This window comes from Autumnicola musiva (assembly GCF_031846585.1).
GTDB lineage: Bacteria > Bacteroidota > Bacteroidia > Flavobacteriales > Flavobacteriaceae > Autumnicola > Autumnicola musiva.
The window spans coordinates 41,220-53,333 of record NZ_JAVRHK010000004.1 but is presented as its reverse complement, the minus strand read 5'-3'; the positions used below and the strand labels follow the sequence as shown (position 1 = coordinate 53,333).

The window sequence follows — 12,114 nt, the reverse complement described above, 5'->3', positions numbered from 1 at the left end:
AGTCGGCAACTATTAAATCCCCATAAATGGCATTTTTTAAAGATTTTAAAGCCTTTCTCATGAAAGGTGATATTATTGCACTGGCTACCGCTGTAGTTATGGGTGCTGCATTCAACAAGATTATCGCTTCTGTGGTTGCAGATGTTCTTATGCCAATAATAGGAGTAATTACCGGCGGCACAGATTTTTCCCAGAAGTTTTTTGCACTCGACGGTGAACAGTACGAAACCCTGGAGGCCGCGAAAGAAGCTGAGGCTGCCATAATTACTTACGGTAACCTCTTACAGGCTGTTATTTATTTTATTATCGTGGCCTTTTTTATATTTTTACTGCTACGGGCATACGAAAAGACAAAAACAAAAAAGGAAGCTCCAAAAGTGGCTGCTCCTAAAGGCCCTTCCCAGGAAGAGTTGCTTATTGATATTAGAGATGAGCTTAGAAGACAAAATAATGCTCCACAGGCATAAAATTAAAAATACGTGCACCGCTATACTGCACATTTTAGAAGTAGCAATTAAGTTAAACCCCTTGCGAAAGTGAGGGGTCTTTTTTTAACAAAATGTACAAATTGGTATAAAAATAATATTCCTATCAATTTTAGGCTATTAGCATGGTTACAAAATAATTTTGTATAATACCTTTGCACCAGAAAAAATTACAGACCTCCCAGGTTTTGAAAACCAGCGAGGGATTCACAAATAAATTAATTCGTAAAATGAAAATAGCAGTAGTAGGCGCTACAGGAATGGTAGGCCAGGTAATGTTAAAAGTATTAGCGGAAAGAAATTTTCCTGTAGATGAACTATATCCGGTGGCTTCAGAAAGATCTGTTGGGAAAAAAGTTCAGTATAAAGGGAAAGATTATGAAGTAATTGGACTTGAAACTGCTGTTTCAAAAAAACCTGATATCGCGATTTTTTCAGCAGGTGGGGAAACTTCTTTGGAATGGGCCCCCAAATTTGCCGAAGTAGGAACTACCGTGATAGATAATTCTTCAGCATGGCGAATGGATGCTTCTAAGAAACTGGTTATTCCTGAAATTAACGCCAACGAACTTACAGCCGAAGATAAAATTATCGCCAATCCTAACTGCTCCACTATTCAGTTATTAATGGCTCTAAAGCCTTTGCACGATAATTATAAAATCAAAAGGGTAGTGGTTTCTACTTATCAGTCCATTACAGGAACAGGCGTAAAAGCGGTTCAGCAGCTGGAAAATGAGTATGCCGGGGAGCAGGGCGAAATGGCCTATCCTTATCCAATTCATAAGAATGCCCTGCCACATTGCGATGTTTTTGAAGAAAACGGTTATACTAAGGAAGAGATGAAGCTTACCAAGGAAACCAAAAAAATCCTGGGAGACGATTCAGTAAATGTAAGTGCTACTGCCATCAGGATTCCTGTAGTTGGTGGGCATAGCGAAGCCGTAAATGTGGAATTTGAATCTGATTTTGACGAAAATGAAGTTCGTAAAATTTTAAATGAATTCCCCGGGGTTACCGTTCAGGACAACCCCGACACTAATACCTATCCCATGCCTATTTATGCAGAAGGAAAAGATGATGTTTTTATAGGAAGGATTAGAAGGGATTATTCCCAGCCCAACACCTTAAACATGTGGGTGGTGGCCGATAATTTGCGAAAAGGAGCTGCAACCAACGCGGTTCAGATCGCTGAATATCTGCTGAAAAACAAGCTGGTATAGATTTAGCAAAATTTACTACTTTAAACGCCTGTAAGATTAAAACTTACAGGCGTTTTTTGTCCTTGTTTTGAAATCAACATTTTATCCATTTCTATGAAAAAAATTATAACCGGAATTTTTGCAATAGGAGCCTTAGCTGCCTGTGATGATTCTAAAACTGAAAAAGAAACCGCTTTGAATTACCCTGAAACCAAAAAAGTAGATACCGTCACCAATTACTTTGGAACTGAAGTAAAGGATCCTTACCGCTGGCTGGAAAACGACCGCAGTGAAGAAACCGAAAATTGGGTGGAAGCCCAGAACGAGGTGACTTTTGATTATTTAAAAAGTATTCCCTTTAGAAAAGAGCTCGAAAACCGCCTTTCTGAATTATGGAATTATGAAAAAATAGGTTCTCCTTTTACTGAAGGGAATTACATTTATTTCTATAAAAATGATGGTTTACAGAACCAGTACGTGGTGTACAGGAAAAAATCTGAAGATGCCGAGCCGGAAGTTTTTCTGAATCCCAATAAATTTAGTGAAGATGGCACCACCTCTCTTAGTGGACTGAGTTTTTCTGAAAATGGTAAAATGGCTGCTTATAGTATTTCTGAAGGTGGAAGCGACTGGAGAAAAATTATTTTAATGGATGCTGAAAGTAAAAAAATTGCTGAAGACACTATTAAAGATGTGAAATTCAGCGGAGTCTCATGGAAGGCTAATGAAGGTTTTTACTATTCCAGCTACGAGAAACCTGAAGGAAGTGAACTTTCAGCAAAAACAGATCAGCACCGCCTGTTCTACCATAAACTGGGGACTAAGCAAAGTGAAGATAAGCTTATCTTCGGCGGAACAGAAGATCAAAAACATCGCTATGTAGGCGGAAGTGTAAGCGAAGACAACCGCTACTTATTTATTTCAGCAAGAAATTCCACTTCAGGAGGGAAATTGTTTATGATGGACCTTACCCAGAACAATCCTCAATTAAAGACTATTATCGGCAATGAAGAAACCGATTCTTATGTAATCGAGAATGACGGCAGTCAGCTTTACATTGTAACAAATCTTGACGCTCCAAATCGTAGAATTGTAACCGTTGATGCTGCCAGTCCGCAGCCTGAAAACTGGAAGGATTTTATTCCTGAAACAGAAAACGTGCTCAGTCCCTCCACCGCCGGAGGATATTTTTTCGCAGAATATATGGAAGACGCCATTTCTAAAGTGAAGCAATATGATTATGACGGAAAGCTAGTGCGGGATGTGGAATTGCCCGGCATAGGTTCTGCCAGTGGTTTTGGAGCTAAGAAAGAAGAAGATGTGCTGTATTATAATTTCACCAATTACGTCACTCCCGGCACCATCTACAAATACAATATTAAAGAGGGAACTTCAGAAGTTTATAACAAGCCAAACATCGACTTTAATTCTGATAATTATGAAAGTAAGCAGGTGTTCTTTACTTCAAAAGATGGCACCAAAGTTCCGATGATCATCACTCATAAAAAGGGACTGGGGCTCAATGGTAAAAATCCTACCATCCTTTATGGTTACGGCGGATTCAACATTAGCCTTACCCCATCTTTTAGCACTGCAAATGCCGTTTGGCTGGAGCAGGGTGGGATTTATGCTGTTCCAAACCTTCGTGGCGGTGGTGAATATGGAAGAGAATGGCACGACGCCGGGATTAAGATGAAAAAACAAAATGTATTTGACGATTTTATCGCGGCAGCAGAATATCTTATTGACAATAATTACACTTCCAGGGATTATCTTGCCATTCGTGGTGGTTCTAACGGAGGATTACTTGTCGGTGCAACTATGACGCAACGGCCAGACCTTATGAAAGTGGCTTTACCTGCCGTGGGGGTAATGGACATGTTGCGTTACCATACCTTTACTGCCGGCGCAGGCTGGGCGTATGATTATGGTACTGCTGAAGACTCTAAAGAAATGTTTGACTATCTCTACGGCTATTCTCCCGTACATAATGTGAAGGAAGGTGTGGAATATCCCGCTACCCTTGTAACTACCGGAGATCACGACGACCGTGTGGTGCCTGCGCATTCTTTTAAATTTGCTGCGGAATTACAGGAAAAACAAGCGGGAAATGAGCCTGTTCTAATCAGGATTGAGACCAAGGCGGGTCATGGTGCCGGAAAACCAACTAAAATGATTATTGAAGAGTATGCCGATATTTTCGGTTTTACGCTTTATAACATGGGTTACGAGGTTTTGCCTAATAAAGTTGAAGAAAAGGTTAAAGGATAAATTTATTTTCCGAATATAAAAATACTCCCTTGAACAGGCTCACTTCGACAGGCTCAGTGAGACTTCTAATATATTTGTTGGACAGTTAGGAATTTTTCTATTCAACCTGACATAACTAAAAAAAGCTGTTTGAAAATTGCTGTTTCCAAACAGCTTTTTTATTTCTTACTGCTGAAAAGGTACAAGTAGCGCAGAATTAATAAATTCGTAAAGCCGGGAATAATACCTCTCGACTACGCTGGATGTGATCCTGCAAATTGCCTAAACTAATCTCGCTATGCTGAAGCTAAAAAATGTCTCCTTTTCCTATAATGATAAAAATCCGGTGCTGAAGAACATCAATCTGAATGTAAAACAAGGCGATCATATTTCTGTTATTGGAGAAAGTGGCTGCGGAAAAAGTACCCTGCTAAAAATTATCTATGGACTTTTTGATGTTGAAGGCGAAATTTACAGAAATGAAGAACAGCTTTTAGGGCCGGCTTTTAATCTTGTCCCGGGGCATCCGTTTATGAAATACCTCGCTCAGGATTTTGACCTGATGCCTCCATTGAGCGTTGCCGATAATGTGGGGAAATATCTCAGCAACATGTATCCTGTAAAAAAGAAGCGTAGGGTTATGGAATTGCTGGAAGTGGTGGAAATGGCCGAATTAAAGGATACAAAAGCAAAAAACCTAAGCGGTGGTCAACAGCAAAGAGTGGCACTTGCAAGGGCTTTGGCCAAAAAACCAGAAATTATCCTTTTGGATGAACCCTTCAGTCATATTGATCAATTTCGAAAAAACAACCTGCGCAGACGTGTTTTTGCCTACTTAAAAAAGGAAAATATCAGCTGCATAGTAGCCACACATGATAGTACAGACGCACTTTCTTTTGCAGATCACACCATTGTGCTGAAAAATCAGGAAATATTTGCGGAGGCTCCTCCCGAAGAACTGTATAATAATCCGCCTAATGTTTATGTAGCCTCACTCTTTGGAGATGTAAATGAAATTAAACTTAAAGATTTAAAACCTTCTGAAAAAAGCAGGAAAAAAATAATCCTTTATCCGGAAGAAATTAAATTCACTCAGAATTCAGAAATAAAAGCAGAAGTCAGAAACTCCTATTTTCAGGGAAGCACCTGGCTGATTGAAGCTAAGCTTTCGGGACAATATATTTTCTTTGAACATTCATCGAAATTGCAAAAAGGCAGAAGTGTGGGCCTTAAAATTTCAAAAGAATTGATAAAATCCCGTTCCTGATTTCCTAGATAAAATATCAAAGTCATTCAACAGAAATAATCTGATTTATCTTCCCGTTAAACCTAAAATCCTCTCCTGCTTTTTTATGTAGTAATAATTGCGCTATTGGAGAACCCACGCCAATACTAAAATAAGTTTCTCCTGCTACCTTTATCTGTCCTGCCGGAATGGCGATAAAATAATTGGCCATATTTGTTTTTACCAGGCTTCCCAGCTGAATTTCATCAGAAGCATTTCTTCTTTTTACATTTTTAAGCGTTTCTTTCAGCATTTTAAATTGTTGTAATTGGCCGGAAAGCTTATTCCATTCCAGGTTGATCATTTCCCTGCCGGTTTCATATTTATCGCCTGCACTGCTTTTAGTTTCATTCTCCAGGTCATTTTCCAAGTCGTTCATCGCGGCTCTAATACGTTGCATCCTGTCTTCTAAGTATTGGTCACAGGATTCATATAATTCTTGTTTTATCTTATTCATTTTCTCTTAATTAGTTATTTTGGAAAACAATAGGATTTGTATTTCCAGACCTCAGAGGTTGTGAAAGCTGTAGGTGTAAGTGAGATTTTAACAGCAGATTATTTACCAAGATCTAATTTTCCAAGGTTATTCATTTGCCGTACAATCCAGTTTTTACGCTGCTGAATATAATTACTGGCAGGATTTGCACGGTATACCCTGGGGTTTGGAAGAATGGCGGCTATTGCCGCAGCCTCATAAGCAGAAAGATTTGCGGCTGGTTTCCCAAACCATGTCTTTGCTGCAGCTTCAGCTCCGTAGATGCTTTTCCCCATTTCAATACTGTTTAGATAAACTTCCAGAATCCTTTCCTTACTCCAAAAAAGTTCAATTAAAAAAGTGAAATATACCTCCATGCCTTTTCGAAACCAGCTTCTCTCGGGCCACAAAAAAATATTTTTTGCAGTTTGCTGGGAGATAGTACTGGCACCACGCACTCTTTTACCTTTTTTGTTGTTTTCAATAGCCTTTTCTATAGCTTCAAAATCAAATCCATTATGGTTCGGAAAATTTTGATCTTCACTGGCAATTACGGCGAGCTGCAACCTGTCTGAAATTTCTTCTATCGGCACCCATTCATGATGAATATCCTCTTCAGGATTTTCAAAATATCTAATAGCCATCAGCGGAGTAAGTGGTACCGGCAGCCATTTATATATGAGCACCATAAATATGGAAAAAAGCAACAGGTAACCTATTATTTTGAGCAAAAAACGAAATATCCTTTTGATCATATTATAAAAGTTCTGCAAGTTCTTTACCTGTAAGGCTGCCTGTAGCAATGCCCATGCCGTCCAATCTTACCCCACAGTAAACATTATTGGAAATTTGTTTTACCACCGGTTTTTTACTTTCTCCCATTCCAACAATACCGCTCCAGCGTTGGTCAATTTCAAACTCTGTTTTTGGCAAAACAATAGTTTTAAGTTTTTCGTTCAGTTTATTCTGAATTAGTTCCGTTTCCGTAAATTCTGTAGTTTCTTCTGTTTTAAAATCAAGGTTCCTTCCGCCGCCAATAAGAATACGATCATCTATATTTCTGAAATAGTAGAAGCCTTTATCAATTTGGAAAATACCTTTTATTTTAAGATTGCCAATAGGTTTGGTAATAAGAACCTGTTCCCTGGCGGGCTTTACCGCAGTAATTCCCAATTTTGAAGCCAAACCATTTGTCGCAATAAATAATTTATTTGTCTTAAAGCTGAACTCTTCAGTTCTTATTTCTACGGAATCAGCCTCTTCTGAGTATTCCTTTACCGTTACATTATTTAAAATTTTTACTCCTGAAATTTGCACTTTTTGAAGCAGTGTTGCCATCATTTTACTCATATCCAGTTGTGCTTCCAGGCAATTATATACTAACTCATGCTGAACATTCCTGAATCCAAACCTGTTTTTTTCCAAACTAAAGGCCTGTTCCCGGAATATGGGTTTTAAAATGCGATTGACCCCGTCCATTTTATTCAGGCAGTAATCAAAAAATTCCCCGTCTTCTTCCGGAAAAAGTTCAAATCCGCCATAAGATTTAAAGCCTATGGCTTTGTCTCCCAAATTTTCCCGCAGGAGTTTTAAACCGTTTACACGCTGTTTTGTAAGCTCTACAACTTCTTCTTCCCTGTTCGATTTAAGATCTTCCAGAATCTCTGAGAGGCTTCCAAAACAGGCAAAACCGCCACTTTTAGTGCTGGAGCCGTTCGGGAGAAGACCCTGTTCCAAAACTACAATTTTTGCTTTTGGATATTTTTGTTTTAAATACCACGCGCAGTTGAGTCCGGTAATGCCTCCGCCGATTATTGTATAATCTATATTAGAAAACCAGGTTTTGGTTTCCCAGTAGGAGAAATTCATCTATTGATTTCTTTTGCATGAAATTACAAAAAAGTTTAATAGTGTAGAAAATGGGATTATGGGCTTTTGGATTAAAAATTAGTACATATTTAGAAAAACAAGCACGCACGTGCCATGAAATGATTTTTCACCCTACTGTCTTCACCAGCTAAAAGGCTGATGAAGCCATCTTCCCCAAAAAAGGAAGAAGGTTTTACATTTTAAATTCTTGGTTCTAAATTGTGTAATGTAAGCCTTGAAACGGAACGATGTGAGCGCGGCAATCTTTTAACTATAGAAAGAACAAATTTTGAACGATTCTACAAGCGGATTGCTTCGGCTACCGCCTCGCAAAGCCAAGTTCAACAGGATTTATACTATTTTCACCCTTTCGCCTTAATCTTCTGCTAAAGATTAATCCATCTTCTCTGGAAAAAAGTGGTAAACCTTACAGGTTTAAATTTTCGAATCGTGATTGCGTTAGGGATAGAAGTGGTTAGCTCCTGCCGTGTTTTGGCACGGCGGGACTAAAAACGTATAGCCCGACCGCGATTTTTATTGCGGGAACGCCAAAAAAAATCCCCAGAAAATTTCCCGGGGATCTCATATTTTTATAAAATTTTGACTATTCTTCTTCAGGAGGATTCATTTTAAAACTCTCCATAAATTTAGTGGTATAGTTTCCTTCTACATAAGGCGCCTCGTCCATTAGCTGCCTGTGGAACGGGATTGTGGTTCTTACACCTTCTATTACAAACTCATCCAGTGCACGCTTCATCTTATTAATTGCTTCTTCCCTTGTTTGGGCAGTGGTAATTAATTTAGCAATCATAGAATCGTAATGAGGCGGAATGATATAGCCACTGTAAACATGTGTATCTATTCTCACCCCATGACCACCTGGTGCATGCATGTTAGTGATTTTCCCGGGAGAAGGTCGAAAATTATTATAAGGGTCTTCTGCATTAATACGACATTCTATAGAATGCAGTTGTGGAAAATAATTTTTTCCTGAAATCGGTACTCCAGCGGCTACAAGAATCTGTTCCCGTATTAGATCGTAATCTATCACCTGCTCGGTGATTGGATGCTCTACCTGGATACGGGTGTTCATTTCCATAAAGTAGAAATTGCGGTGCTTATCTACCAAAAACTCTACTGTACCGGCACCTTCATACTTAATGTATTCGGCAGCTTTTACGGCAGCTTCCCCCATCTTTTTCCGAAGTGTATCCGTCATAAAAGGAGACGGTGTTTCTTCGGTTAATTTCTGGTGACGGCGCTGGATAGAGCAGTCTCTTTCTGAAAGGTGACAGGCTTTACCGCTGCTGTCCCCAACAATCTGGATTTCGATATGGCGGGGCTCCTCTATAAGCTTTTCCATATACATACCATCATTTCCAAATGAGGCATCGGCCTCTTTACGGGCAGATTCCCAGGCGTTTTCCAGGTCTTCCGGCTTCCAAACGGCACGCATGCCTTTACCTCCACCACCGGCGGTGGCTTTAAGCATCACGGGATAACCGACTTCTACAGCCAGTTTCTTACATTCATTAAAATCCTTAATAAGGCCTTCAGAACCCGGAATACAAGGGACCCCTGCAGCTTTCATAGTAGCCTTTGCAGTTGCCTTGTCTCCCATTTTGGAAATCATTTCTGGAGAGGCTCCAATAAATTTTATATCGTGTTCGCCGCAGATTTTTGAAAATTTGGCATTTTCAGATAAAAATCCGTAGCCGGGATGTATGGCGTCTGCATTGGTGATTTCTGCAGCAGCGATTAGGTTTGAAATTTTTAAGTAAGAGAGGTTACTTTGGGGAGGGCCTATGCAAACTGCTTCATCAGCAAACCTAACATGAAGGCTTTCAGCATCGGCAGTAGAGTATACCGCCACGGTTTTAATGCCCATTTCCCTACATGTACGGATGATGCGCAGGGCAATCTCCCCACGATTGGCAATCAATATTTTTTTAAACATACCTATTGTATTTTTTTCTGAAGAAAAATCAGTTTATCCTTCAGATAAATGGGCAGTAATTTATGATGGATCTACTAAAAATAACGGTTGATCAAATTCTACGGGAGAGGAATCGTCTACCAGAACTTTTACAATTTTACCGGAAACTTCGCTTTCGATTTCGTTGAAAAGTTTCATAGCTTCTATCACACAAAGCACATCTCCTTCTTTAATAGTATCTCCCACTTCAACAAACACAGATTTATCTGGTGAAGGCTTCCTGTAGAAGGTACCAATAATGGGGGATTTAACAGTGATATGATTTGAATTGCCCTCTGCTGCAGCAGGAGTATCTTTCCCTCCATCGGCCGCACTCTGTTCCGGCGCCGGTGCCGGTGCCTGCTGTTGTGGCTGTGGTGCAGGCATTTGCTGCTGCATACCGCCCATAGGTACTTGTTGTACTATAGTTTCTTTTTCATCTGAACCGGTTTTGATGGTGATTTTCACATCTCCCGTTTCCAGTTTTACTTCACTGGCACCAGATTTAGCTACAAACTTTATCAGATTCTGAATTTCTTTTAAATCCATGATATTAAAGTGTTGGTTTTTTTATGAATTATAAGCCCATTTCAGGTAGGCAGCACCCCAGGTGAAGCCACCGCCAAAAGAGGCAAAAATAAGGTTATCCCCCTTTTTGAAGTTTTTCTCGTAATCACTTAATAGTAACGGCAAAGTTGCAGAGGTGGTATTTCCATATTTTTGAATATTCATTAATACCTTCTCCTCTTCCAGATTCATCCTGCTGGCGGTTGCTCCTACTATTCTTTTATTTGCCTGATGCGCAATAAGCCAGTTTACATCGTTATTGGTAAGATCATTACGCTGCATTATTTCTTCACTAACGCCAGACATATTAGAAACAGCAAATTTAAAAACAGTTTTCCCGTCTTGCCTTACATAATGTAAATCATTAGCAACAGTTTCAGCCGTTGCAGGCAGAAGTGAACCTCCTGCTTCAATTTTTAAGGAATTTCTTCCAATAGAGTCGCATCGTAAGATCTCATCCTGTAAACCCAGTCCTTCTTCATTAGGTTCAAGAAGAGCTGCTCCCGCCCCATCTCCAAAGATTATGCAGGTTGTCCTGTCGGTATAATCAATAATAGAAGACATTTTATCAGCTCCTATTACAATCACTTTTTTGTACCGGCCAGATTCAATATAAGCCGCGGCAGTAGACATACCGTATAAAAAACTGGAGCAGGCTGCCTGCAAATCATAAGAAAAAGCATTTATTGCCCCTATTTGGCTGGCTACATGAACTCCCGTGGCCGCAACCGGCACATCGGGTGTGGCAGTGGCCATGATAATAAGATCGATTTCTTTGGGGTCAAGGTTTTTTTTCCTGATAAGATCTTTGGCCGCTTCTATGGCCAGAAAGGAAGTTCCTTTATTTGGATCTTTTAAAATTCTACGCTCTTTAATCCCGGTTCTGGAAGTTATCCACTCATCGTTGGTATCAACCATTTCCTCCAACATTTTATTGGTAAGGACATCCTCGGGAACGTATGCACCCACAGCTGTAATTGCTGCTGTGATTTTATTCATAAATTCGAATTTTAAACACCGGCGCCTTGCATTTGCGCACAGTACAGTATTTAGAAATTTACTAAAATTTCTTCGAAACGCGGTGCAAATTAAGGTCTTTTTAGGACTTATTCAACTAAAAACAAAAAACTCCCACAAGGTGAGAGTTTCTGTAATTTATTGAAGCTCTTAAAATCATTAAGCCTCTACTTCTTCTGTGTTATCAATTAATACCTGACCACGGTAATATAATTTACCTTCATGCCAGTGTGCTCTATGGTACAAATGCGCTTCGCCTGTAGTAGGATCGGTAGCTATTTTTGGTACCGAGGCCTTATAATGTGTCCTTCTTTTATCTCTTCTGGTTTTAGAGATTTTTCTCTTTGGATGTGCCATGGCTTGCTATTATTTAATCGTTTAGTAAATTCTTTAGTTTATCCCATCGGGGATCTGTATCCCCTTCTTTATTTTTTTCTTTCTTGTCTATGCTAAGTTCTTCCAACTTATCCAGCACGTCTGACTTTAAAGTTCCGTCCTCCACTCCGGGATGAACCCTTTTAAGCGGTAAAGACAAAACTATAAGTTCATAGATATATTGCTGTACGTTTACTTCAAATTCTCCATGAGGAATAATAAGCAAATCCTCATCATCGTCATTAAACTCATCTCCAAACTTTATAACCAGAAACAGACTGCTGTCTAAAGGCTGGTCGTAAGGTTCATTAGTGATGTCGCAATTTACATTTACCGTTCCCGAAGCCTGAAAAGTTAGCTCCATCATGGTGGTTTTCTTCTCAAACAGCAAATCGATTTTCACATCGGCACTGTTGAAGTCATCGTACTCAAAATGATCAAAGAACTCATTATCAATATCGTACTCAAAATGGTGTTTCCCTAGCTTTAATCCCACGAATGGAATTGTAAACTCTGCTAATTTCCTCATCTCATCTCCATTTTCGAGCGCCCGGCCCCTAGGTTTAGGCGGCTGCAAAGATAAAAATTATAATTAATTAACTATGATTTATAAACAA

At 39.5% G+C, this 12,114-nt stretch carries 12 protein-coding genes; 4 read left to right on the top strand and 8 right to left on the bottom strand.

Annotation, left to right across the window (positions count from 1 at the left end):
- Positions 1-26: 26 nt before the first annotated feature.
- The 4 genes from mscL to RM539_RS07195 all read left to right on the top strand — a co-directional run bounded on the left by mscL (position 27) and on the right by RM539_RS07195 (position 5,201).
- The gene (gene mscL / locus RM539_RS07210; protein WP_311502714.1) at positions 27-467 is read left to right on the top strand and encodes a large conductance mechanosensitive channel protein MscL; all 441 of its coding nucleotides are present in this window, start codon (positions 27-29) and stop codon (positions 465-467) included.
- A gap of 248 nt (positions 468-715) precedes the next feature.
- Positions 716-1,705 carry an aspartate-semialdehyde dehydrogenase gene (locus tag RM539_RS07205; protein WP_311502713.1) on the top strand — a complete coding sequence of 330 codons (990 nt, stop codon included), beginning with the start codon at positions 716-718 and terminating at the stop codon, positions 1,703-1,705.
- 93 nt (positions 1,706-1,798) lie between these two features.
- Entirely contained in the window at positions 1,799-3,955 is a 2,157-nt protein-coding gene (locus RM539_RS07200; protein WP_311502712.1) for a prolyl oligopeptidase family serine peptidase, read from the top strand.
- Between the two features lie 277 nt (positions 3,956-4,232).
- Positions 4,233-5,201: an ABC transporter ATP-binding protein gene (locus RM539_RS07195; protein ID WP_311502711.1), complete on the top strand. Its 969-nt coding sequence runs from the start codon at positions 4,233-4,235 to the stop codon at positions 5,199-5,201.
- 22 nt (positions 5,202-5,223) lie between these two features.
- Here RM539_RS07195 and RM539_RS07190 read toward each other — a convergent pair whose 3' ends face one another.
- The 8 genes from RM539_RS07190 to RM539_RS07155 all read right to left on the bottom strand — a co-directional run bounded on the left by RM539_RS07190 (position 5,224) and on the right by RM539_RS07155 (position 12,026).
- Entirely contained in the window at positions 5,224-5,676 is a 453-nt protein-coding gene (locus tag RM539_RS07190) for a transcription elongation factor (protein WP_311502710.1), read from the bottom strand.
- A gap of 98 nt (positions 5,677-5,774) precedes the next feature.
- Positions 5,775-6,449: a monofunctional biosynthetic peptidoglycan transglycosylase gene (gene mtgA, locus RM539_RS07185; RefSeq protein WP_311502709.1), complete on the bottom strand. Its 675-nt coding sequence runs from the start codon at positions 6,447-6,449 to the stop codon at positions 5,775-5,777.
- A 1-nt stretch (position 6,450) separates the two neighbouring features.
- Positions 6,451-7,563 (bottom strand): NAD(P)/FAD-dependent oxidoreductase, encoded by a 1,113-nt coding sequence (locus RM539_RS07180; protein ID WP_311502708.1) that lies wholly within the window; start codon positions 7,561-7,563, stop codon positions 6,451-6,453.
- A gap of 604 nt (positions 7,564-8,167) precedes the next feature.
- A complete protein-coding gene (gene accC / locus RM539_RS07175) occupies positions 8,168-9,520 on the bottom strand; it encodes an acetyl-CoA carboxylase biotin carboxylase subunit (protein ID WP_311502707.1) in 1,353 nt (450 codons plus the stop codon).
- Between the two features lie 60 nt (positions 9,521-9,580).
- Entirely contained in the window at positions 9,581-10,087 is a 507-nt protein-coding gene (gene accB, locus RM539_RS07170) for an acetyl-CoA carboxylase biotin carboxyl carrier protein (protein WP_311502706.1), read from the bottom strand.
- 21 nt (positions 10,088-10,108) lie between these two features.
- Positions 10,109-11,104, bottom strand: coding sequence for a beta-ketoacyl-ACP synthase III (locus tag RM539_RS07165; protein ID WP_311502705.1), 996 nt, complete (start codon positions 11,102-11,104; stop codon positions 10,109-10,111).
- Between the two features lie 177 nt (positions 11,105-11,281).
- Positions 11,282-11,479, bottom strand: a complete 198-nt coding sequence (gene rpmF, locus RM539_RS07160) for a 50S ribosomal protein L32 (protein WP_081208252.1) — start codon at positions 11,477-11,479, stop codon at positions 11,282-11,284.
- Between the two features lie 13 nt (positions 11,480-11,492).
- On the bottom strand, positions 11,493-12,026 hold the full coding sequence (locus tag RM539_RS07155; protein ID WP_311502704.1) for a YceD family protein: 534 nt from the start codon (positions 12,024-12,026) through the stop codon (positions 11,493-11,495).
- Positions 12,027-12,114: the final 88 nt, after the last annotated feature.

Bases quoted from the DNA above. Each gene is read 5' to 3' on its own strand.
- mscL (WP_311502714.1), top strand. From the start codon at position 27: ATGGCATTTTTTAAAGATTTTAAAGCCTTTCTCATGAAAGGTGATATT.
- RM539_RS07205 (WP_311502713.1), top strand. From the start codon at position 716: ATGAAAATAGCAGTAGTAGGCGCTACAGGAATGGTAGGCCAGGTAATG.
- RM539_RS07200 (WP_311502712.1), top strand. From the start codon at position 1,799: ATGAAAAAAATTATAACCGGAATTTTTGCAATAGGAGCCTTAGCTGCC.
- RM539_RS07195 (WP_311502711.1), top strand. From the start codon at position 4,233: ATGCTGAAGCTAAAAAATGTCTCCTTTTCCTATAATGATAAAAATCCG.
- RM539_RS07190 (WP_311502710.1), bottom strand. From the start codon at position 5,676: ATGAATAAGATAAAACAAGAATTATATGAATCCTGTGACCAATACTTA.
- mtgA (WP_311502709.1), bottom strand. From the start codon at position 6,449: ATGATCAAAAGGATATTTCGTTTTTTGCTCAAAATAATAGGTTACCTG.
- RM539_RS07180 (WP_311502708.1), bottom strand. From the start codon at position 7,563: ATGAATTTCTCCTACTGGGAAACCAAAACCTGGTTTTCTAATATAGAT.
- accC (WP_311502707.1), bottom strand. From the start codon at position 9,520: ATGTTTAAAAAAATATTGATTGCCAATCGTGGGGAGATTGCCCTGCGC.
- accB (WP_311502706.1), bottom strand. From the start codon at position 10,087: ATGGATTTAAAAGAAATTCAGAATCTGATAAAGTTTGTAGCTAAATCT.
- RM539_RS07165 (WP_311502705.1), bottom strand. From the start codon at position 11,104: ATGAATAAAATCACAGCAGCAATTACAGCTGTGGGTGCATACGTTCCC.
- rpmF (WP_081208252.1), bottom strand. From the start codon at position 11,479: ATGGCACATCCAAAGAGAAAAATCTCTAAAACCAGAAGAGATAAAAGA.
- RM539_RS07155 (WP_311502704.1), bottom strand. From the start codon at position 12,026: ATGAGGAAATTAGCAGAGTTTACAATTCCATTCGTGGGATTAAAGCTA.